The organism is Cupriavidus sp. F041, assembly GCF_057814235.1.
In genome coordinates this window covers 1,405,014-1,427,241 of sequence record NZ_JBVASY010000001.1, presented here as the reverse complement: position 1 = coordinate 1,427,241, position 22,228 = coordinate 1,405,014, and the positions used below count along the sequence as shown (strand labels likewise).

Below are 22,228 nucleotides of genomic sequence, written 5' to 3'. Positions count from 1 at the left end.
CCCGTACGGCCCTGTTTTCCTCGGGGTAATCCCGTGCTTCTTGCCGCCGGAACCCGCTTTCGCGGGGTGGCACGCCCATTGCGATATGCCTGTCGGAACCTGGAAAAAAACCAGGGCGACAGGAGACATGCATGGGTGAGCAAGCGCTGGCCGCACGGCCGCTGGTCGGCATCATCGCCAATCCGATTTCCGCGCGCGATATCCGCCGCGTGATCGCCAACGCCAATACGCTGCAACTGGCCGATCGCGTCAATATCGTGCTGCGCCTGCTGGCCGCGCTGTCGGCTTGCGGGGTCGGCCGCGTGCTGATGATGCCGGACCGCGAAGGCATGCGCGTGCTGCTGGCGCGCCACCTGTCGCGCCGCCAGGGTCCGGACGCCGCGCTGCCGGAGGTGGAATACCTCGACATGCCCGTCACCGCGCGCGTCGACGACACCTTCCTGGCCGCACGCATGATGCGCGAGGCCGGCGTGGCCGCCATCATCGTGCTCGGCGGCGACGGCACCCACCGCGCGGTGGTGCGCGAATGCGGCACCGTGCCGATCGCCGGTCTCTCCACCGGCACCAACAACGCCTACCCCGAAATGCGCGAGCCCACCATCACGGGGCTGGCCACCGGCCTGTTCGCCAGCGGCCGCATTCCCGCCGCGCATGCGCTTGCCGGCAATAAGCGGCTGGACATTGCGATTGCCGGCGCGGGAGAGGTGCGGCACGACATCGCGCTGGTCGACGCCGTGATTTCGCACGAGCACTTCATCGGCGCGCGCGCCTTGTGGAAGACCGAGACGCTGGGCGCGGTCTTCGTGTCCTTTGCCGATCCGCAGGCAATCGGCCTGTCCGCCATCGGCGGCTTGCTTGAGCCGGTGGGCCGGCACGAGCCCGGCGGCCTGGCGATCGAACTCGCCGCGCCCGGCGAGGGCCGCTTCGAGCTGCGCGCGCCGATTGCGCCGGGCCTGCTGCGCGCCGTGCCCATCGCGGGCTGGGAGCGCCTGACCGACGGCGTGCCGCACCGCGTGCGCCAGCGCGCCGGCATCGTCGCGCTCGATGGCGAACGCGAACTGGTGTTCGGCCCGCAGGACACCATCACCGTGACGCTGCGCGAGCGCGCCTTCCTGAGCATCGACGTAGCCGCCTGCATGCGCTACGCCGCCGCGGCGGGGCTGATGCGCAGCGGGCGCGCGCCACCGCAGCCGCAGCAGCAACATCCTCCACCCCAGCCATTGACCGAGTTTTTTACCGCCACCACAAAACCTTGAAGGAGACAGACATGACAGCCAACTCATCCGGCGCCACCGGGAACACGCTGCCCCTCGACAAGCAGGAACTGCTCGCCGTCTATCGCAGGATGCGCACCATCCGCGATTTCGAAGAACGCCTGCACGTGGACTTCGGGCGCGGCGACATCCCCGGGTTCGTCCACCTCTACGCCGGCGAGGAAGCCGCCGGGGTCGGCATCCTGCACCACCTGGGCGACGGCGACCGCATCGCCAGCACGCACCGGGGCCACGGCCACTGCATCGCCAAGGGCGTGGATCCGGTCGCGATGATGAAGGAGATCTACGGGCGCAAGGGCGGCTCCTGCAACGGCAAGGGCGGCTCCATGCATATCGCCGATCTGTCCAAGGGCATGATGGGCGCCAACGGCATCCTGGGCGCGGGCGCGCCGCTGATCTGCGGCGCCGCGCTGGCAGCCAAGTTCCGCGGCAAGGGCGAGATCGGCATCACCTTCGCCGGCGATGGCGCATCCAACCAGGGCACCTTCCTGGAGAGCCTGAACCTGGCCGCGGTGTGGAACCTGCCGGTGATCTTCGTGATCGAGAACAACGGCTACGCGGAATCCACCGCGCGCGATTATGGCACCGCGGTGGACAGCTACGTGGACCGCGCCGCCGGCTTCGGCATTCCCGGCGTGACCGTGGACGGCACCGATTTCTTCGCGGTGCACGAGGCCGCGGGCGAAGTCATCAAGCGCGCCCGCGAAGGCGGCGGCCCGGCCCTGCTCGAATGCAAGATGGTGCGCTTCTACGGCCACTTCGAAGGCGATGCGCAAACCTATCGTGCCTCCGGCGAGCTCGACGACATCCGCGCCAACAAGGACTGCCTGAAGAAGTTCACCGCCACCGTGACCCAGTCCGGCGTCATCGCGCCGGACGAGCTCAAGGCCATCGACGAGCAGGTTGCCGCGCTGATCGAGGACGCGGTGCAGCAGGCCAAGGCAGCGCCGTTCCCGACGCCCGCCGACCTGCTGACCGACGTGTACGTCAGCTATTGAGCGCGCGCCCGGCCCACCATCCCGAGACGTAAAGACATAACGGCATAACGACAGCAAGCACGATCAGGAGACCACACCATGTCCCGCAAATTAAGCATGAAGCTGGCGATCAACGAAGCGATCGACCAGGAAATGACCCGTGACCCGAGCGTGATCATGCTCGGCGAGGATATCGTCGGCGGCGCCGGCGCGGACGGCGAGAAAGACGCCTGGGGCGGCGTACTCGGCGTGACCAAGGGCTTGTACGCCAAGCATGGCGACAGGTTGCTCGACACGCCGCTGTCCGAATCCGCCTATGTGGGCGCGGCCATCGGCGCCGCCGCCTGCGGCATGCGGCCGATTGCCGAGCTGATGTTCATCGACTTCATGGGCGTTTGCTTCGACCAGATCTTCAACCAGGCCGCCAAGTTCCGCTACATGTTCGGTGGCAAGGCGGAGACGCCGGTGGTGATCCGCGCCATGGTCGGCGCGGGCTTTCGCGCGGCGGCCCAGCACAGCCAGATGCTGACGCCGCTGTTCACGCATATCCCCGGCCTCAAGGTGGTATGCCCCAGCACGCCGTACGACACCAAGGGCCTGCTGATCCAGGCGATCCGCGACAACGACCCGGTGATCTTCTGCGAGCACAAGAACCTCTACGGCTTCGAAGGCGAGGTGCCCGAGAACTCCTACGCGATTCCTTTCGGCGAAGCCAATATCGTGCGCGACGGCAAGGACGTTTCCATCGTCACCTACGGCCTGATGGTGCATCGCGCGCTGGAAGCGGCGGCCACGCTGGCCAAGGAAGGCATCGAAGCCGAGATCGTGGACCTGCGCACGCTCTCGCCGCTGGATATCGACACCGTGCTGGAGTCGGTGGAAAACACCGGCCGCCTGGTGGTGGTGGATGAAGCCAGCCCGCGCTGCAATATCGCCACCGACATTTCGGCGCAAGTGGCCCAGCGCGCGTTCGGCGCGCTCAAGGCCGGCATCGAGATGGTCTGCCCGCCGCACACGCCGGTGCCGTTCTCGCCCGCGCTGGAAGACCTGTATATCCCCAGCGCGGCGCAGATCGCCGATGCCGCGCGCAAGACCGTGAAAGGAGGGAAACACTGATGGCCGAGATCACCCCGATCGTCATGCCCAAATGGGGCCTGTCGATGAAAGAAGGCACCATCAACGACTGGCTGGTGGAGGAGGGCACGCAGATCTCGGTAGGCATGCCGATCCTCGACGTGGAGACCGACAAGATCGCCAACGCGGTGGAAGCGCCGGACGCCGGCACCTTGCGCCGCAAGGTGGCCGCCGTGGGCGACATCCTGCCGGTCAAGGCGCTGCTCGGCGTACTGGCCCCGCCAGAAGTCAGCGACGCGGAGATCGACGCCTTTGTCGCCGCCTACGAGACGCCGGCGGCCGACGAGGACGATGAAGACGCGGCCGCTTCCGCCTACCACTTCATCGATGTTGATGGCATCCGCGTGCGCTATGCAAAACGGGGAGAGGGCGCGCAGACGGTGCTCTTCATCCACGGCTTTGGCGGCGACCTCGATAACTGGCTGTTCAACCTCGACGCGCTGGCGGAAGCCCACACCGTGATCGCGCTCGACCTGCCGGGGCACGGACAGTCCACGCCGAAGTTGCCGGGCACCACGCTGGCATCGCTGGCGGGATTCGTCGCGCGCTTCATGGACGCGCTGGATATCGGCCAGGCCCACCTGGTCGGCCACTCGATGGGCGGCGGCGTAGCCGCGCAGCTGGCGGTGGACGCGCCGCAACGGGTGCGTTCGGTGGCGCTGGTATCGCCGGCCGGCATGGGCGATGAGGTCAACAGCGGCTACACCGAAGGCTTCGTCAACGCGCAGTCGCGGCGCGATCTCAAGCCGGTGGTGGAGTTGCTGTTTGCCGACGCGGGGCTGGTCAGCCGCCAGATGCTGGACGACCTGCTGAAGTACAAGCGGCTAGACGGCGTGACGGAGGCGCTGGGCAGCCTGGGTGCGAGTCTGTTCGGCGGCGGCCGGCAGAGCGAGCAGCCGGGCCGCAAGCTGGGCGATAGCGGCAAGCCGGTGCTGGTGATCTGGGGCGCGCAGGATCAGATCATTCCCGCGGCGCATGCGCAGAATGCACCCGCCGGCGCCACCGTGAAGGTGTTCGACGATGCGGGCCATATGAGCCAGATGGAGAAGGCCAACGAAGTCAACGCGCTGCTCAAGCGGCATATCGGCGGCTGACGAACTTGAGTCCCGCCCGGTGTTCTCCCCTCTCCCACGAAGTGGGAGAGGGGAGAACACCAGCGCGTCGCGCGACGTATTTCGTTGCTGTATGCACTGAAGAAAATCAACAAAACAAGCTTAGGAGACCACCCATGGATGAACCCCTGAAGGGACAAGTGGCCGTAATCACCGGCGGCGCGCGCGGCATCGGCCGCGGCATCGCGCTGACGCTGGCGCATGCCGGTGCCGACATCCTGATCGCCGACCTGCTCGAAGACGCCATGCGCGAAACTGCGGAAGAAGTGCGCGCGCTCGGCCGTCGGGCAAGCACCCTCAAGGTCGACGTGACAAAGCCCGAGATGCACCGCGCGATGGTGAGGCAAGCACTTGACCAGCTGGACGGCCTCGACATCCTGGTCAACTGCGCCGGCGTCATCAGCATCCACCCCGTGGAAGCGCTGAGCGAACGCGACTGGGACTTCGTCATGGACGTCAACGCCAAGGGCACCTTCCTGGGCTGCCAGGCCGCGCTGGAACACATGAAAGCCAAGGGCAAAGGCCGCATCATCAACGTCGCCTCGATCGCCGGCAAGGAAGGCTTCCCCAACCTCGCCCACTACAGCGCCTCGAAGTTCGCGGTGGTCGGCTTCACCAACGCACTGGCCAAGGAAGTCGCCCGCGACGGCATTACCGTCAACGCCATCTGCCCCGGCATCGTCCGCACCTATATGTGGGACCGCCTGTCCGACGAATGGAAGGCCGAGGGCGAATCGGTCGAAGACTCCTGGGCCCGCCACCAGCTCACGCTGATCCCGCAAGGACGTGCACAGACGCCCGAAGACATGGGCAGGATGGCGCTGTTCTTCGCGACCATGGACAATGTGACCGGGCAGTCGGTCAACGTCGACGGTGGCTTCACCTTCCACTGACCGGCACCGGGCCGCACCGCGGCCCGGTTACGCGCGCATCCCGCCCCGGCGCTTACCGGCCATGCCATGCGATTTGACACCCTCGATCCCGACCCCGCCAACCCCGATCCCCTCCACGCCGAACAGGCGCTGCTGGAACAGGCATCCGCCAGCCGCTGGCTGGCGCATCTGTGGCAGGCGCCCGTCTCGCTGGTGGTGCCGCGCAGCTACCTGCGCCATGCGCAACTGGACGCCGCGCGCAGCGCCTTTGCCGCGCGCGGCTGCCCGGTATGGCTGCGCCTCTCGGGCGGCGGGTTGGTGCCGCAAGGCCCTGGCATCCTAAACCTGAGCCTGGCCTACCCTGTGCGCGGCGGTGCAGGCACCTGCGCCGAGCCGGTCTACCTGCACTTGTGCGAGGTGCTGGCCGGTGCCTTGAACAAGCTGGGGCTGCGGACGCACTGGCAGGCCGTGGACGGCTCATTCTGCGATGGCCGTTTCAACCTGGCCTGGGGCTCCCCGGAACTGGCCCGCAAGATCGCCGGCACCGCGCAGTACTGGCGCCGCGTGGCGGGCGCCGGGGACACCAGCCTGCACGTAGTGCTGGCCCACGCAGTCCTGCTGGTCAGCGCCGATCCGGAGGAGATCAACCAGCGCGCCAACGACTTCGAGGCCGCCATCGGCAGCGGGCGCCATTACCGGGCCGACAAGGTGGTCAGCGTGGCCCAGGCGCTGGCGGAAAGCGGCCAGCCAGTGCCCGGCGACCTGGGCGAACGGACTGCCCAGGCGCTGCGCGAGGCGCTTGCCGCAACGCCGCCGGCCTTCGCCGCGACGTCCCTGGCTTAAGCGGCACCGCGCGGATTCGTCGGTATTGACGATTCCGGCCCCTGGCGTCCGTGGCAAACTGACCGGCTAGACGCTCCGCCTGAAGGAGCAGACAACCGGAGACAGGACATGGCGGGACCGTTGGCGGGACTGAAAGTGGTGGAAATGGTTGGGATCGGCCCTGCGCCCTTTTGCGCGATGATGCTGGCCGACCAGGGCGCCGAGGTGATCCGGATCGACCGGCCCCGCCCGGCCCGGCCCGGCGAGGCGCCGGCCACCGGCGCGGGCAAGGCGCGCTGCGACGTGACCGCGCGCGGCAGGCGCTCGCTGGCCATCGACCTGCGCAAGCCCGGCGCGGCCGGGGTCGTGCTGGACCTGATCGCCAAGGCGGACGTGTTGATCGAAGGCTTCCGCCCGGGCGTGATGGAGCGCCTGGGGCTGGGCCCGGACGTTTGCCTGGCGCGCAACCCGGCGCTGGTGTACGGCCGCATGACCGGCTGGGGCCAGCACGGGCCGCTGGCTCAGGCGGCCGGCCACGACATCAACTACATCGCCATTGGCGGCGCGCTGCATGCCATTGGCCGGCCGGGGCAGCCGCCCGTGGTGCCGCTCAACTACGTCGGCGACTTTGGCGGCGGCGGCATGCTGCTGGCGTTTGGCGTGATGTGTGCGGTCAACGAGGCGCGTAATTCGGGCAAGGGGCAGGTGGTGGATGCGGCGATGACCGATGGCACCGCATTGCTGTCCGCGATGATGTACGGATTCAAGGCGGCCGGGCGCTGGAACAACCAGCGCGGCGACAACCTGCTCGACGGCGCAGCCCATTTTTATGACACCTATGCGTGCGCCGACGGCAAGTACGTGGCGGTGGGCGCTATCGAGCCGCAGTTCTATGCGCTGCTGCGCGAGCGGTGCGGGTTGGACGATCCTCTCTTCGACAAGCAACTCGATAAACGCCACTGGCCCGAGCTCAAGGCGCGCATGACCGCGCTGTTCCTCACCCGCACGCGCGCGCAGTGGTGCGAGTTGCTGGAAGGCTGCGATGCCTGCTTTGCGCCGGTCCTGGACTGGGATGAGGCGCCGCAACATCCGCATAACCGGGCCCGCGAGACGTTTCTTGAGATCGATGGGGTGATGCAGCCGGCGCCGGCGCCGCGTTTCAGCCGTACGCCGGCGGGGGTGCCTCGGGCGCCTGTGGAGCCGGGGGCGGATAGTGAGGCGGTGTTGCGGGATTGGGGGGTGGGGGGGGAGGTGATTGGGGGGTTGCGGAGGGATGGGGTGATTTGATACTGCAACTGCAACTGCAACTGCTTAACGTCAAAGGCAACTTCAAAGGCTTAAAGTCAAAGGCAGTTTCACCTCCCCTCCGGGGAGGCGACCTACTTTCTTGTCTTGCCAAGAAAGTAGGCAAAGAAGCGCGCCGGATGGGGCGACCCCCCCTCGTCGGCAGGCAAAAAGAGCGGCCGGGACCCAAACTCGCATCGCCTTAAGGCGATACTCAAACATGGGTCCCTCTTTTCCGCTCTTTTTGCCTGCCGACGAGGCGCCCCATACGGCCTGGTACACCTTGACGGCTCGCTTCGCATCGCGGGTCGGTGTGGCCCGCCCTTGGGGGCGCTCCACACGGCTACACCGAATGTTGATTGGCCGATATCGCTTTTTCTTCGCGCTGGTTTGCTAAGCGGCGACGGCATGCTCCTTGATCGCTGCCAGTTTCTCCGCGCCGATCTTTTCCTTTGCCATCTCGGTGTCGTAGTGGGTTTGGAGGTTCATCCAGCTTTGGGCATCGGTGCCGAAGAACACGCCGAGCCGGACGGCCGTATCGGCGGTGATGGCGCGCTCGCCCTTGACGATCTCGTTGATGCGCCGAGGCGGGACATCGATTGCCTTGGCGAGCGCGTACTGGCTGATCCCAAGCGGCTCAAGCCAGTCCAGTTGCAGGATCTCGCCTGGCGTGGCCAGCGGAATTTCTCGTGCCATGGTTTGCTCCTTTAGTGGTAGTCGACGATCTCGACGTCGGTCGCGTTGCCGTTGGCGAAACGGAAGCAGATGCGCCATTGATCGTTGATGCGGATGCTGAACTGTCCCGCCCGATCTCCTTTTAGCGCTTCCAGCCTGTTATTCGGTGGGATGCGTAAGAAGTTGAGTTCAGTGGCGGCGTGCAGTTGCTGTAGCTTTCGCATCGCGACCTTCTCGATGTTGGCGAACCGGGCAACCCGGTTGCCAGCAAAGACCGTCTCAGTATCCCGGCAATTGAACGATGTGATCATGGATTGATAATAACGTCGTGCGTTATTAACGTCAAGCGTTATTATTTTCGGGATTTGTGGCGTGCCGGTGCCTTTCCGGCCGCTCTCTTTGCCTGCCGACGAGGCGCCCCATTCGGCCTGGTACACCTTGACGGCTCGCTTCGCATCGCGTGGGAGGTTCGCATCGCGTGGGAGGCTCGCTTCGCGTCGCGCTGGGGTGTGGCCCGCCCTTGGGGCGCTCCACACGGCTACACCGAATCGTTGATCTGGCGGCAGCGCTCTTGTCTTGGTCCTCGGATGTCGAACGTTTGGGCTATCGCGCGAGGCTGCGTTTGCCATCCACCGGCTTGCTCCCCTCTCCCGCTTGCGGGAGAGGGGCCGGGGGAGAGGGCGGGCGTTCGCTATGCCGCCATGCGCGCGCTCTATCTGGGCATTTCGAAGGTTGCCGCGCTCAGTCCGCCGGCGCCAGGATCCGTTCGACAAACTCCGGTGCTAGCGGAACGCCGAGGAAGCGCGAGATTTCCACAATCTGACCGTACAGCATCCACTGCCCGTGGTGCACCGTGCAACCTAGTTCGCGCGCGGCTTTGAGCAGGGGCGTATCGCCATCGCGCACCACCGCTTCGCACACCAGCGTGCCTGCGCTTAGCTGTTGCGGGGGTATTGGCGTGGGGTCCGTGTCGCGCAGGCCGAGGGCCGTGGCGTTGACGACTACGTCGAAGCCGGAGGGGTTGTTGTCGCCGCTGCGGATCGGGACGGATGGCAGCGCTTTCCCCAGGCTCGCGGCCAGTTCTTCGGCCTTGTCGGCGGAGCGGTTGTAGATGACCAGTTCGGCGGGGTTCTCGCGGGCGATGGCGTAGGCCATCGATTTGCCGGCGCCGCCGGCGCCAAGCTGCAGCACGCGCTTGCCGGACAGGCTGTGGCCGCGTTCGCGCAGGCCGGCAACGAAGCCGTCGCCATCGAAATTGCCGCCGGTCCAGTGGCCTTTCTCGCGGTCGAAGCGCATGGCGTTGACGGAGCCGACCAGGCGGGCGGTGTCAGTCAGTTCGCCACAGGCGGCAACCACGTTTTCCTTGTGCGGGATGGTGACGACCATGCCTTGCAGGTTTTGCGCGGCCGGCGCGCCGGCGAGGAATGCCTGCAATTGCGCCGAATCCACATGGAAGGGCACGCACACGGCGTTCAGGCCCTGGCGGGCGACCGAGGCATTGAAGAGTTGCGGCGTGCGCACGTGCGAGATGGGGGCGGCGATGATGCCGACAAGCTGGGTATTGCCATCGATCTGCATTGCGGGATTTGGGTAATGTAGAGGAAGGGGAGGGAGGCGGGAGGCGGGACGGATGCGCTCCGTCCCGCGGGCATGGCGATGGCTCAGATGCCGGCCATGCAGGTGTACTTGATGACCAGGTAGTCCTCGATGCCGTAGTGCGAGCCTTCGCGGCCCACGCCCGATTGCTTGACGCCGCCGAAGGGCGCCACCTCGTTCGAGATCAGGCCGGTGTTGACGCCGACCATGCCGTACTCCAGACGTTCGGAAACCCGCCACACGCGGCCGAGATCCCGTGCGTAGAAATAGCTCGCCAGGCCAAATTCCGTGTCGTTGGCCATGGCGACCACTTCGTCCTCGGTCTCGAAGCGGAACAGCGGCGCGAGCGGGCCGAAGGTTTCTTCACGCGCTACCAGCATGCCGGGCTTCACGTCGGCCAGCACGGTAGGCTCGAAGAACGATTGCCCGAGCGCGTGACGCTTGCCGCCTTGCAGTACGCGCGCACCCTTGGAGATCGCGTCGGTGATATGTTCCTCGACCTTGGTCACGGCCTTGCCGTCGATCAGCGGTCCGATGCGCACGCCGTCTTCCATGCCGTTGCCCACCTTCAGCGCGCGCACCGCCGCGACCAGTTTCTCGGCGAAGGCGTCATAGACCTTGCTGTGCACATAAAGGCGGTTGGCGCAGACGCAGGTCTGTCCCGCGTTGCGGTACTTGGACACGATGGCGCCTTCCACGGCGGCATCCAGGTCGGCATCCTCGAACACGATGAAGGGCGCGTTGCCGCCCAGTTCCATCGAGACCTTCTTGATGGTGGACGCCGTCTGCGCCATCAGCGTACGTCCGACTTCCGTCGAGCCGGTAAAGGTGAGCTTGCGCACCAGCGGGTTGCTGCTGAGTTCGCCGCCGATGGCGGAAGCCGAGCCGGTGACGACCGACAGCACGCCCGCGGGAATGCCGGCGCGTTCCGCCAGCACCATCATCGCCAGCGCGGTCAGCGGGGTTTGCGAGGCGGGCTTGACCACCATCGTGCAACCCGCCGCCAGCGCCGGGCCAGCCTTGCGCGTGATCATGGCCGCGGGGAAATTCCACGGCGTGATGGCCGCGCACACGCCTACCGGTTCCTTGGTGACGACGATGCGCTGGTTGCTGACCGGCGCGGGAATGGTCTCGCCGTAGACGCGTTTGCCTTCCTCGGCGAACCACTCGATGAAGGAGGCGGCGTAGCCGATCTCGCCGCGCGCTTCGGCAAAGGGCTTGCCTTGCTCGGCGGTCATGATGCGGGCCAGGTCGTCCTGGTTCGCCAGCAGCAGTTCGAACCACTTGCGCAGCAGCGCGGAGCGTTCCTTGGCGGTACGCGCGCGCCAGGCCGGCAGGGCGCGGTTGGCGGCCTCGATGGCCTGGCGTGTCTCGTCGGCGCCCAGCAGGGGCACCTGGCCGACGCGCTCGCCGGTGGCGGGATTGGTCACGTCAATGTGACGCTCTGCATCGATCCAGCGGCCGTCGACATAGCACTGCTGGCGCAGCAGGGAGGGGTCTCGGAGTTGCAACATGGTCTGGTTCCGGTTCCGTAGCGATGTTGGGGGGATTCGGCGCAGCGCCGCTGACGGCAGGTTAGCAGGATCCGGCGATCTTGTTTGGCCGCCGGACGGATGATCAGCCCGCGATATACAGCCCGCCATTGACGTGCAGCACCTCGCCGGTGACAAAGCTGGCCGCGTCGCTGCACAGGAAGCCGATGGCGGTGGCGATCTCGCGCGGGTGGCCGAGGCGCTTGAGCGGTGTCTGTTCGACGGAATCGGCGCCGCGTTTCTGGATCAGCTCGGTGGTCATTGGGGTTTCGATCACGCCCGGCGATACCGCATTGACGCGGGTGCGCGGCCCGAGTTCCCGCGCCAGGCTGCGGGTGAGGCTGAGCAGCCCGCCCTTGGAGGCCGAATAGTGCGCATTGTAGTAAGCGCCCCGATGCGCAGCCACCGATGTCAGGTTGACGATGGCGCTGTTCTCGCGCAGCGCGGGAATGGCGCGGCGCACAAGATAGAACACGCCATCCAGGTTGATGGACAGCGTCTGCCGCCATTGCGCGTCGCTCATCTGCGCGACCGGCTGGGCCTGGTACAAGCCGGCCGACGGCACCAGGAAGTCGATGCCGCCGAAGCGGGCCTGCGCCAGCGCCACGGCGCCGGCGCAATCGTCGGGGTTGGCGGCGTCCATGCGCAGCGTGGCGATGCGCTCGCCGGTGGGGTCCAGTTCGCGCGCAAAGCCGGCGAGGCCGGGTTCGTCGAGATCCGTCAGTACCAGGTTGGCGCCGTGCGCCAGGAACAGCCTGGCCGTTTCACGGCCGATGCCGCCATTGGCGCCGGTCAGCAGCAGCGTGCGTTGATCGAAGTTGTACATGTTCTCTCCGGGAGGTCAGATATGCAGCGCGCGCCCGTAGGCCGCGAGCACGGCTTCGTGCATGGCCTCGGACAGGGTCGGGTGCGGCAGGACGGCGGACATCAGGTCGGCTTCGGTGGTCTCCAGCGTCTGCGCGATGGCGTAGCCCTGGATCATCTCGGTGACCTCGTCGCCCACCATATGGGCGCCGAGCAGTTCGCCGCTGCCTTCGTCGAATATGACTTTCACCAGGCCCGCGGTGCTGCCCATGGCAATGGCCTTGCCGTTGCCGACGAAAGGAAACTTGCCGACCTTGACCTGATGCCCGCGTTCCCTGGCCTGTGCCTCGGTCAGCCCTACGCTGGCCACTTGCGGATGGCTGTACGTGCAGGCCGGGATGCGCGTTGCATCGAGCGCATGCGGGTGCAGCCCGGCGATCTGTTCCACGCAGATCACGCCTTCGTGGCTGGCCTTGTGCGCCAGCCAGGGCGGGCCCGCCACGTCGCCGATGGCATACACGCCGGGCTCTGCCGTGCGGCAGAACGCGTCGGTCACGATATGCGTTTTCTCGACCCTGACGGCGGTCTTCTCCAGCCCGAGGTCTTCGACGTTGCCGACGATGCCCGCCGCCACCAGCACGACATCGGCCTCGATCTTCGCGCCGCCGGACTTGCCGCCTTGCAGCTCGACGGACCAGCCGGACGCCTTGCGTTCCGCGCTCCCGATGCTGGCGGCCGTATGCAGCACGATGCCTTCCCGGCTCAGGCTGTTCGCCACCTGCGCGGAGATGTCGGCGTCCTCCACCGGCAGGATGCGGTCCGCCATTTCGATCACCGTCACCTCGACACCCACCGCGTGATAGAAGCTGGCGAACTCGATGCCGATGGCACCGGCACCGACGATCAGCATGCGCTTTGGCACCACGGGCGGCGCCAGCGCCTCGCGATAGGTCCAGACCGTCTTGCCGTCCGCCGTCAGCGCGGGCAACTGGCGGGCGCGCGCGCCGGTGGCGAGCAGGATGTGGGCGGACGACACGGTACTCGTCTTGCCATCCGGCGCGGTGACTTCCAGCTTGCCCTTGCCCGCCAGCCGTCCGTGGCCGTTGAGCACGGTCACGCCATTCTTCTTCATCAGGTGGACCACGCCCTTGTTGAGCTGCGCGGCAACCGCGCGGGAGCGGGCCACCATGGCTGGCAGGTCGGCGGTGGGCGCGGCTGCGCGCACGCCAAAGGACGCCGCGTCCCTGACCAGCCGCAGCACATCGGCGGAGCGCAGGAGCGCCTTGGTGGGAATGCAGCCCCAGTTCAGGCAGACGCCGCCCAGGTGCTCTTTCTCGACCAGCGCGGTTTTCATGCCGAGCTGCGCGGCACGGATCGCCGCCACATAGCCGCCGGGGCCGCCGCCGACGACGATCAGGTCAAATGAGGAATTCGCCACGTCATGGTCCTCAGATCAGCATCGACAAGGGGTTTTCAAGCAGGCGCCTGAACGCGGCCAGCCATTGCGCGGCCAGCGCGCCGTCGATGGCGCGGTGGTCCACCGACAGCGTGCAGCGCATGACCTGCCCGACCTTCAGTTCGCCGTCTTCCACCACCGGCACCGCCTGCGTGGCGCCCACCGCAAGGATGGCGGCCTGTGGCGGATTGATGATGGCGGAGAACCCGGACACGCCGAACATGCCCAGGTTGCTAACGCTGAAGCTGCCGCCCTGGTACTCCTCGGGCCGTAGTTGCGAAGCGCGCGCGCGCTTCGCCAGGTCGGCGATCTCGGCGCTGATCAGCGACAGCGGCTTCGTGTCCGCCGCGCGCACGATGGGTGTGATCAGGCCGGCGTCGGTGGACACCGCCACAGCGATATCGGCCTGGTGGTAATGCCGCATGGCCGCGTCGGTCCAGCCGACGTTGGCCGCCGGGACCTCGCGCAAGGCGACCGCCACGGCGCGCACGATGAAGTCGTTGACCGAGATCTTGCGCGGCGCATTGGCATTGATCTCCGCGCGCAGCGCCAGCAGCCGCTCCATGCGGCAATCCGCCGTGAGGTAGAAATGCGGGATGGTGGACTTGCTCTCGCTCAGGCGGCGCGCAATGGTGCGGCGCATATTGCTGTGCGGGACTTCGGTGAACGCTTCGCTGACCCGGGCCTGCGGTGCGGCCGGGCGCGCGACGGCAGGTGCGCCGGCTGCGGCAGGAACCGCGGCGGCCTGCTCGAAATCGCGCTTGACGATGCGGCCATTGGGGCCGCTGCCGCGCAATGCTGCGAGGTCCAGTCCGCGTTGGGCAGCCAGGCGGCGGGCAAGGGGGCTGGCGAAGATGCGCGCGGCCTGCGGTGCGGCAGTCCTGGAAGCGGCAACGGCTTCGCCGGCGGATGGCGCTACGGCCTCAGGCGCTTGCGCGCCGCCACCCGCCGCCGCGATCAGCGCATCGATATCCACGCTGGTTTCGCCATTGACCAGCAGCACGCCGATCGGCGCGCCCACTTCCACGTCCTGGCCCGCCGCGACCAGGCGGCGGCCAAGCACGCCCGCCGAATCGGCATTGAGTTCGACCACGGCCTTGTCGGTTTCGATCTCGGCGATGCAGTCGCCCACGGCAATCGTATCGCCTTCGTTCTTGGTCCACGCTTGCAGCGTGGCCTGGGTGGCATTGGCCGCCACCTCGGGCATGCGTAGCAGAGTGGCCATGTCAGGCATTCCTCGGCGGTTGCAGGTCGGGGCGATAAGCCGCGATATCCGCGTACTGCACGATCTCGAGCACATTGCCTTCGGGGTCGCGGCAGAACGCGAGGTAAGTGCCGGGGCGCACTTCAATGCGCTGCGGGCCGGTCATGAACGCCACGCCGGCGGCGATCAGCCCTTCGACCGCGGCCTGGATGTCGTCCACGATAAACGTGAGGTAGGTGGCATTGGCCTTGTCGAGGATGTACTGGGGAGCGGGCTCGGCTGCGGGCGCTTGCACCGGGGCCAGCAGCTTGATGCGCTCGCCATGGTTAGTCTGCAGGCGCACGGCGGTGTAACCGCCGGCATGCATCGCCGCCTGCACGGCGTTGGCCGCGGGCACGGCAACTTCGCTCACGAAAGTGAAGCCCAGCACCTGCTCATAGAAGCGGCGCATGCGCGGCAGGTCGCGCACGGCGATGCCGACCTCCAGGGGAACTATCATGTTCAGGGTCATTGGAATTCCTTGGATTTCCTTGGATTCGTTCAATTGGCTTGCCGGTAGGCACCGGGCTTACGCCGCGCCTTTGTCGCGCATCACTTGCCGCAGGCCTTCCACCACTTCCTCGGTGCGGGCGGCAGCGGCACGTTCCAGCACCCTGGAAATGCTCGGCGCGGCTTCCGCCCCGGTCACGCGCTGCACCGGCTGGTCCAGCCAGTCGAAGTAGCGGCGCTGGATCTCGTCGGCCAGCCAGCCGCCGTAGGAAGTGCCACGCGCGCCTTGCTCCGCGATCAGCACATTGTTGGTCTTCCTGATGCTCTGCCCGATGGTGTCCCAGTCCAGGCTGGCGCGGTCCAGCCAGCGCAGGTCGATCACTTCGGCGTCGACGCCGGTCTGCTCCACCGCTTCGAGCGAATGGCCGACCATCGACAGGTAGGTGATGACGGTGACGTCGCTGCCGTTGCGGCGCACCGCCGCCTTGCCCACCGGCAGGTGGTAGTCGAAGTCGTCGACCGGCCCCACGCCCGATGCGTTGTACAGGTCCACGTGCTCGATCACCAGCACAGGGTCCTTGCACGCCAGCGCCGTGTTCATCAGGCCCACGTAGTCGAACGGTGTGGAAGGCGCCACGATGCGCCAGCCCGGGTTGGTGGCGAAGATGCCGGCCGGGTCCATCGAATGCTGCGAGCCGTAGCCCGTGCCCATCGCCACCTTGGTGCGCAGCACCAGCGGCACGTCGCTTTCGCCGCCGAACATATGGCGCGCCTTGCCGATCTGGTTGAAGACCTGGTCGGCGGCCACCCACATGAAGTCCGGGTACATGAACTCAACCACGGGCTTGTAGCGGCCATCCAGCGCCAGCCCGCCGCCAAGGCCCACGAATGCGTTCTCGCTGATCGGCGTGCCCAGCACGCGGTCCGGGAAGCTGTCGCGCAGGCCGCGCGTGGCGCCGTTGGTGCCGCCCTTGAGGCGGTGCACGTCCTCGCCCATCACCACCACCGACGGGTCGGTCTCCATGCGGCGGTGCATGACGTCCGCCACTACGTCGATGAACTTGCGCTTGTCCAGCTTGCCCGGGAAGCCCGCTTCGTCCTCGCAGCGCAGGCCTTCCAGCTCGCTCAGGTCGCCACGGATGCCCACGTCGCGGAAATCCGGGCTCGGCCACAGTTCGGGACGGATGCGGCGCTTGCCAGGCTTGCCGGAAGGATCGGCCTCGGTCAGTGCCGCCATGGCATCGCGCATGCCTTGCTTGATGCGTTCGCGCAGCGCGGCGATCTCGCCGGCGCTGATCAGGCCGCGTTCCTGCATGCGGCGCGCCATCAGTTCGAGCGGATCGCGCGCGCGCCATTGCTGTTCTTCTTCCTTGGTACGGTAGCCGAAGGCGCTGCCGGGGAAGGGGCCGTTCTGGTGGAAGAACCGGTAGAGATCGGCTTCGATGACCGTGGGGCCCTTGCCGGCGCGCATGTGCGCGAGCGCTTCCTGCGTGGCGAGGTAGACCGCGAGCGGGTCCATGCCGTCGACTTTCCAGCTCGGGATATTGAAGCCCATGCCGCGTGCGGACAGGCGCGGTTCGGCGGTGGACTCCTCCACCGTGGTGGAGACGGCGTAGCGGTTGTTCTCGATAAAGAAGCACAGCGGCAGCTTCCACGCGGCGGCCAGGTTCATGGTCTCCAGCACGGAGCCGATATTGACCGCGCCATCGCCGAAGTAGGTGATGGCCACGGCGTCGGTGCCCGCATGCCGGTGCGACCACGCCGCGCCCGCGGCCATCGGCACGCCGCCGCCAACGATGGCATTGGTGCCCAGCGCGCCGGCTTCGGCCCACTGCAAGTGCATCGAACCGCCACGGCCCTTGCAGTAGCCTTGCGCCAGCCCGAGGATTTCCGCGAGCGTGCGTTGCAGCAGCGTTTGCACATCCGCCGGCAGCGGCGCGCGCGGGTCGATGCCGCCGGGCGCGAGGTAGCCCAGCGCCTTGGAGATGAATTGATGGTGTCCGCGGTGCGAGCCGTTGATCTGGTCGGCCCCGGTCAGCGGCACGATGGAGCCGGCAGCGCCGCCTTCCTGGCCGATGCTGGAGTGCGCGGGCCCGTGGACCAGGCCTTCGGCGGCGAGTTCGAGTACGGCTTCCTCGAAGCCGCGGATCAGGTGCAGGTGGCTCAGCAGCGTGCCAAGCAGGGCGGGGTCGGCCTTGGCCCAGTCTTCATCGGTGGTGCGCAGTTCCACCCATTCGGCGGCGGGGCGCAGGGCGCTACGTTCAGACATTTGAGGATCCTTGATTACCGGTCGATGGTGTTTTTTCAATCATGTTGGGAACAGCGTGCTCAGAAGCCGTCGGCGGTCCAGCCGCCGTCGGAGACCAGCGCATGGCCGGTGATGAACGCGGCCGAGTCCGATGCCAGGAAGAGCGCGACTTCCGCCATCTCCTCCGGCGCGCCGAAGCGCCGCAGCGGCGTGCGCGCCAGCAAGGCTTCGCCGTCGATGGCCTTGCTGGCCAGCAGCGTTTCCATCAGCGCGGTGCTGGTGTAGCCCGGGCAGACCGCGTTGACACGGATGTTGTACTCAGCCCATTCAGCCGCCAGCGACTTGGTCAGCGAGACCACGCCCGCCTTGGCGGCGCAGTAGGCGAGGCGCCGGGCCGAGGAGGCCAGGCCCCACATCGATGCCGTGCTGAGGATGGAGCCGCCGCCCTGGCGCACCATGCGGCGTGCCGCTGCCTGCGTGCAGAAGAACACGCCGGAGAGGTCGATATCGATGGCGCGGCGCCAGTCGTCCGGCGTGAGTTCCAGCGAGGGCTTGTTCATCGAGATGCCGGCGTTGTTGAGCAGGATGTCGATGCGGCCGAAGCGGGCCTCGGTAGCGGCACAGGCTTGCTCCACGGCGTCGGGATCGGTGATCGAAGCCTTCACGACTTCGACCTGCACTTCCGGGTAGGCCGCTTCCAGTTCCGCCCTGGCGCTGGCGAGTCCTTCCGTGTCCAGGTCCAGCAGCATCAGCCGCGCGCCGTGCCGGGCAAAGCCGTGCGCCATCGCGCGGCCGATGCCGCTGGCGCCACCGGTGTTGAGCACGACCTTGCCGGCCAGGCCGGGGTAGCTGGCGCGCGCGAAGGGTTGCGCGTTCGGGTATCCAATAGGCAGGGAAGTGCTCATACGGCTAACCAGTCCTTCAGAAGTTGGGTATTGGAAGTGAGTTGTGCGGGCGTGCCCTCGAAGACGATGCGCCCGTGGCCCATCACGCAGACGCGGCTCGATACCTTCAGCGCGATGGCGAGCTTCTGCTCCACCAGCACCACCGATACGCCCCGGCGGTGAATGTCCTGGATGGCCTCGCCGACCACCGTCACGATCTTGGGCGCGAGGCCTTCGGTGGGCTCGTCGATCAGGATCACCAGCGGGTTGCCCAGCAGCGAGCGGCACATGGTCAGCATCTGCTGCTCGCCGCCGGAGAGGCTGCCGGCCTTGGTATTGCGGCGTTCCTTCAGGCGCGGGAAGTAGTCGAACATCTGCTCGAAGGTCCATTTCGGCGCGCCTTCGGTGGCGCGCTGTTCGCCCATGCGCAGGTTTTCTTCCACCGTGAGGTTGGCGAAGACCTCGCGCTCCTCCGGTACGTAGGCAATGCCGCGCCGGCAGATCGCATAGGATTGCGCGCCGGCGAGATCGCGGCCGCGCAGCCTGACGTGGCCCGCGCTCGGCGGAACCAGGCCCATGATGGCCTTCAGCGTGGTGGAACGGCCCGAGCCGTTGCGGCCCAGCAGGCTCACCACCTCGGCTTTCCCCACGTGGAAATCCACGCCGTGCAGGATGTGGCTCTTGCCGTAGTGCGCGTGCAGGCCCTGTACGCTGAGCAGCGGGTCGGTGGATTGCATGGACGGTGCGCTCATACGGTGACCTCCTCGCCCAGATAGGCTTCCTTGACGCGTGCGTTGTTGCGGATCTCGCCGGGCGTGCCGGTGGCGACGATCTCGCCGTAGACCAGCACGCTGATGCGGTCGCTGAGCGAGAACACCACGTCCATGTCGTGCTCCACGATCATCAGCGTGCGGCCCTGCGCGATCTCGCGGATCAGGCCGGCGGTGTAATCGGTTTCTTCCTGCGACATGCCCGCCATCGGCTCGTCGAGCATGATGACTTTCGGGTCCGAGGCCAGCGTCATGGCGATCTCCAGCGAACGCTGCTCCGAATACGACAACTCGCCGGCGATGGCCTGCGCGCGTTCGGCCAGCCGGACCTGTTCGAGCAGGTGCTGGGTTTCTTCGCGCACGGCGCGCAGCTTGTGGGCGAACTTCCACAGCGTGTATTGCAGGCCGTGGCGCCGCATCACGGCGAGACGCAGGTTTTCGAAGACGGTCAGGCCAGCGAAGATATTGGTGATCTGGAACGAGCGCGCCAGGCCGCGATGGTTGATCTGCTGCGGCGTCAGGCCCTGGATGGGCTCGCCGTTGAGCACGATCTCGCCTTTGGTCAGTGGCAGGCGGCCGGAGATCAGGTGGAACAGCGTGGATTTGCCTGCGCCGTTCGGGCCGATCAGCGCGTGCCGTTCGCCGCTGACGAGATCGAGGTCCACGCCGCGGATGATGTCGACGTCGCCGAAAGATTTGCGCAACCCGCGCAGGGAGAGAATCGCTTGCGTGTTCATGCCGGGTTCCTCCGGACGTTGGTGGCGGCGTGGGCAACGGCTTCGGCGGCGGGGGCGGCGTCCTTCAGGCGCAGCCAGCGGCCGTTGGCCAGGCGCACCGTCGCGATACCGGCCGCCAGCAGCGCCGCGGGCACCAGCCAGGTCAGCGGCGAGACGGGATCCCACTCGCGGCCGAACAGCGGGATCGCGGGCCAGCCGCCGCCATTCAGGGCGGCCATGGAGCGGTAGTCTTGCGAGAAGAAGCGCTGCAGCATCTCCACCGTGAACACGGTGCCGCCCGTGAGCAGCAACGTGCCGATGGCGAAGACCAGCGCGATCGGCAGCAACGGGCGCAGGCCATAGGTCTTGCCGTGCGCGGCGAAGGCCTTGATCAGCCCGGCCAGGCCCGTCGGCATGAACATCATCACCAGCACGAACACGATGCCCTGGTACAGCAGCCATGAGCGCGTCAGGTCGGATACCGCATAGCCGAAAAAGGTCATCACCGCCGCGCCCAGCGCCGGGCCGAGAAAGAGCTTCACGCCGCCGATATAGCTGTTGAGCACCACCGCCGCGGAGGCCGAGGACTCGAACACCACGTAGTTGGCCGCTTCCATGTTGAGTGCCTGCAGCGCGCCCGCGATGCCGGCGAACATGGCCGAGACGGCGAACACCAGCACGCCGAGGCGGTGCGTGTCGTAGCCGAGGAAACGCAGGCGGTTGGCGTTCTCGCGCAGGCCCAGCGTCAGGCGGCCCACCGGGGTCAGGGTGAACAGATACAGCAGCGCCAGCGACAGCAGCACCCAGAACAACGTCAGGTAGTAGACCTGGTTGCTGTCGCCGAAGGTAAGGCCCCATGCCGGCATGCGCATGGTGGACAGGCCCGCCTCGCCGCCGAACCAGCCCTTCAGGTGCGGCGCCAGCGAGTGCAGCAGTTCGGCCAGCGCCAGCGTGATCATGGCGAAGTAGACGCCGGTGCGCTTGGTGGCGAACCAGCCGGCGGCCAGGCCGGCGACGAGGCCCAGGGCGCCGCCTGCCAGCGGCAGCAGCGGCGTGGGCAGCAGGCCGCTGCCGCCGAAGGCGTTCATCGCATGCACGGTGGCGAAGGAACCGATGCCGAAGTACGCCGCATGGCCGAACGACAGCATGCCGCCCTGGCCGCTCAGCAGGTTGAACGAGGCGGCGAACAGCACGGCGATCAGCATCTGGATCGATGCGTTGACCAGCGATTGCGACAGCACCAGCGGCAGCGCCAGCAGGGCGCCTGTGCCGAGCAGCAGCAAGGTCTTCTGCGTGTTGGAGACATTGGTCATGGTCACTCCTTCTCGCCCATCAGCCCTGACGGGCGGACCAGCAAAATCAGCAGCATCAGCGCGAACGGGATGGTCCCGGCCAGGCTGGACAGCTTCAGGGTCAGCAGCCCGCCCACTTCCCCGGCCCAGGCGCCCGCGCCGAACAGGGCCAGCAGGTCGGCGAGGCTGCGGTCGATGCCGACCGAGAACGCCGTGATCAGGCCGATCAGCAGCGAGGCGAGCATGGCGCCCTCCAGCGAGCCCAGGCCGCCCACCACCACCACCACGAAGACCATCACGCCGAGTTCGAGCGCCATGTTCGGGTTGGTGGTGTAGAACGCGCCCGCCACCGCGCCGGCCAGGCCGGCCAGCGCTGCGCCGATGCCGAACACGCCCATGAAGACCAGCGGCACGTTGTGGCCCAGCGCCTCGGCCATGCGCGGCTTGTAGATGGCGGAACGCACCACGATGCCGACCCGGGTGCGCGTGAGCAGGAGGTAGATCACGGCGAACATGGCCACGGCGATGCCGCCCATGAACACGCGGTAGAAGGGATAGGAGGAAACCCCCAGGTGGAAGGCCGCGAAGTCCAGCGATGCCGGGATGCGGTAGTCCACCGGGAAGTTGCCGAAGAACAGCTTGATCAGCTCGGCAATGATGAAAGACAGGCCGAAGGTCAGCAGCAGTTCGTGCGCGTGGCCGTGGTGATGGACGCGGCGCAGGAAGAACCGCTCCACCGCCACCCCGACCAGTCCGACCAGGATCGGCGAAACCACGATGGCCGGCCAGAAGCCGATTGCGCCCTGCAGCGTGTAGGCAAAGTAAGCGCCCAGCATGTAGAACGATGCATGGGCAAAGTTGAGCACGCCCATCATGCCGAAGATGAGGGTCAGGCCTGCCGACACCATGAACAGCAGCAAGCCGTAGATGGCGCCGTTAAGCAATGAGACGATGAGGTATTCCATGAAGGCTTCCTTGGAACGAGCCTGTGCGGCCATATGGCGCGCGGTCGCCGGAGTGAACGGCCGCGCTTGCCAGCGCCGCGCCGGGTGGCGCTGAGCTGGCAGGTCTTGCTATGGCAATGGCA

Annotated in this window: 21 protein-coding genes; 7 read left to right on the top strand and 14 right to left on the bottom strand. The window is 67.0% G+C overall.

Going from position 1 to position 22,228, the window contains the following annotated elements; genetic code table 11:
- The first annotated feature begins 131 nt into the window (after positions 1-131).
- The 7 genes from ACZY0R_RS06505 to ACZY0R_RS06475 all read left to right on the top strand — a co-directional run bounded on the left by ACZY0R_RS06505 (position 132) and on the right by ACZY0R_RS06475 (position 7,478).
- A complete protein-coding gene (locus tag ACZY0R_RS06505) occupies positions 132-1,256 on the top strand; it encodes an ATP-NAD kinase family protein (protein WP_488857659.1) in 1,125 nt (374 codons plus the stop codon).
- A gap of 11 nt (positions 1,257-1,267) precedes the next feature.
- Positions 1,268-2,272, top strand: a complete 1,005-nt coding sequence (locus ACZY0R_RS06500; protein WP_488857658.1) for a thiamine pyrophosphate-dependent dehydrogenase E1 component subunit alpha — start codon at positions 1,268-1,270, stop codon at positions 2,270-2,272.
- Between the two features lie 78 nt (positions 2,273-2,350).
- A complete protein-coding gene (locus ACZY0R_RS06495; protein WP_035866741.1) occupies positions 2,351-3,367 on the top strand; it encodes an alpha-ketoacid dehydrogenase subunit beta in 1,017 nt (338 codons plus the stop codon).
- Positions 3,367-4,479, top strand: a complete 1,113-nt coding sequence (locus tag ACZY0R_RS06490) for an acetoin dehydrogenase dihydrolipoyllysine-residue acetyltransferase subunit (RefSeq protein WP_488857657.1) — start codon at positions 3,367-3,369, stop codon at positions 4,477-4,479. Before ACZY0R_RS06495 ends, ACZY0R_RS06490 begins: the two co-directional genes overlap by 1 nt.
- A gap of 134 nt (positions 4,480-4,613) precedes the next feature.
- Complete coding sequence (locus tag ACZY0R_RS06485) at positions 4,614-5,390, top strand: SDR family NAD(P)-dependent oxidoreductase (protein WP_488857656.1); 777 nt, start codon at positions 4,614-4,616, stop codon at positions 5,388-5,390.
- A gap of 66 nt (positions 5,391-5,456) precedes the next feature.
- Positions 5,457-6,212: a lipoate--protein ligase family protein gene (locus ACZY0R_RS06480; protein ID WP_488857655.1), complete on the top strand. Its 756-nt coding sequence runs from the start codon at positions 5,457-5,459 to the stop codon at positions 6,210-6,212.
- A 108-nt stretch (positions 6,213-6,320) separates the two neighbouring features.
- Complete coding sequence (locus ACZY0R_RS06475; RefSeq protein WP_488857654.1) at positions 6,321-7,478, top strand: CaiB/BaiF CoA transferase family protein; 1,158 nt, start codon at positions 6,321-6,323, stop codon at positions 7,476-7,478.
- Positions 7,479-7,868: 390 nt separating this feature from the next.
- On the opposite strand, the gene ACZY0R_RS06470 is transcribed toward ACZY0R_RS06475, so the two are convergent.
- From ACZY0R_RS06470 to ACZY0R_RS06405, 14 genes are all read right to left on the bottom strand, one after another.
- Positions 7,869-8,171 carry a HigA family addiction module antitoxin gene (locus tag ACZY0R_RS06470; RefSeq protein WP_488857653.1) on the bottom strand — a complete coding sequence of 101 codons (303 nt, stop codon included), beginning with the start codon at positions 8,169-8,171 and terminating at the stop codon, positions 7,869-7,871.
- An 11-nt stretch (positions 8,172-8,182) separates the two neighbouring features.
- Positions 8,183-8,461 carry a type II toxin-antitoxin system RelE/ParE family toxin gene (locus ACZY0R_RS06465; protein ID WP_488859535.1) on the bottom strand — a complete coding sequence of 93 codons (279 nt, stop codon included), beginning with the start codon at positions 8,459-8,461 and terminating at the stop codon, positions 8,183-8,185.
- A gap of 430 nt (positions 8,462-8,891) precedes the next feature.
- Positions 8,892-9,728, bottom strand: coding sequence for a shikimate dehydrogenase family protein (locus tag ACZY0R_RS06460; RefSeq protein ID WP_488857652.1), 837 nt, complete (start codon positions 9,726-9,728; stop codon positions 8,892-8,894).
- Between the two features lie 83 nt (positions 9,729-9,811).
- Complete coding sequence (gene gabD, locus ACZY0R_RS06455; RefSeq protein ID WP_488857651.1) at positions 9,812-11,260, bottom strand: NADP-dependent succinate-semialdehyde dehydrogenase; 1,449 nt, start codon at positions 11,258-11,260, stop codon at positions 9,812-9,814.
- A 103-nt stretch (positions 11,261-11,363) separates the two neighbouring features.
- Positions 11,364-12,104, bottom strand: coding sequence for an SDR family NAD(P)-dependent oxidoreductase (locus ACZY0R_RS06450; protein WP_488857650.1), 741 nt, complete (start codon positions 12,102-12,104; stop codon positions 11,364-11,366).
- A 15-nt stretch (positions 12,105-12,119) separates the two neighbouring features.
- On the bottom strand, positions 12,120-13,520 hold the full coding sequence (lpdA, locus tag ACZY0R_RS06445; protein ID WP_488857649.1) for a dihydrolipoyl dehydrogenase: 1,401 nt from the start codon (positions 13,518-13,520) through the stop codon (positions 12,120-12,122).
- Positions 13,521-13,530: 10 nt separating this feature from the next.
- Positions 13,531-14,763, bottom strand: coding sequence for a pyruvate dehydrogenase complex dihydrolipoamide acetyltransferase (locus ACZY0R_RS06440; protein WP_488857648.1), 1,233 nt, complete (start codon positions 14,761-14,763; stop codon positions 13,531-13,533).
- A 1-nt stretch (position 14,764) separates the two neighbouring features.
- A complete protein-coding gene (locus tag ACZY0R_RS06435; RefSeq protein ID WP_488857647.1) occupies positions 14,765-15,253 on the bottom strand; it encodes a VOC family protein in 489 nt (162 codons plus the stop codon).
- Positions 15,254-15,310: 57 nt separating this feature from the next.
- Positions 15,311-17,500: an alpha-ketoacid dehydrogenase subunit alpha/beta gene (locus tag ACZY0R_RS06430; protein ID WP_488857646.1), complete on the bottom strand. Its 2,190-nt coding sequence runs from the start codon at positions 17,498-17,500 to the stop codon at positions 15,311-15,313.
- 59 nt (positions 17,501-17,559) lie between these two features.
- Entirely contained in the window at positions 17,560-18,384 is an 825-nt protein-coding gene (locus ACZY0R_RS06425) for an SDR family NAD(P)-dependent oxidoreductase (RefSeq protein ID WP_488857645.1), read from the bottom strand.
- Positions 18,381-19,115: an ABC transporter ATP-binding protein gene (locus ACZY0R_RS06420; protein ID WP_488857644.1), complete on the bottom strand. Its 735-nt coding sequence runs from the start codon at positions 19,113-19,115 to the stop codon at positions 18,381-18,383. Before ACZY0R_RS06420 ends, ACZY0R_RS06425 begins: the two co-directional genes overlap by 4 nt.
- Positions 19,112-19,870 carry an ABC transporter ATP-binding protein gene (locus tag ACZY0R_RS06415; protein WP_488857643.1) on the bottom strand — a complete coding sequence of 253 codons (759 nt, stop codon included), beginning with the start codon at positions 19,868-19,870 and terminating at the stop codon, positions 19,112-19,114. Before ACZY0R_RS06415 ends, ACZY0R_RS06420 begins: the two co-directional genes overlap by 4 nt.
- Positions 19,867-21,162: a branched-chain amino acid ABC transporter permease gene (locus ACZY0R_RS06410; RefSeq protein WP_488857642.1), complete on the bottom strand. Its 1,296-nt coding sequence runs from the start codon at positions 21,160-21,162 to the stop codon at positions 19,867-19,869. Before ACZY0R_RS06410 ends, ACZY0R_RS06415 begins: the two co-directional genes overlap by 4 nt.
- A 2-nt stretch (positions 21,163-21,164) precedes the next feature.
- Positions 21,165-22,106 (bottom strand): branched-chain amino acid ABC transporter permease, encoded by a 942-nt coding sequence (locus tag ACZY0R_RS06405; protein WP_488857641.1) that lies wholly within the window; start codon positions 22,104-22,106, stop codon positions 21,165-21,167.
- Between the last annotated feature and the right edge of the window lie 122 nt (positions 22,107-22,228).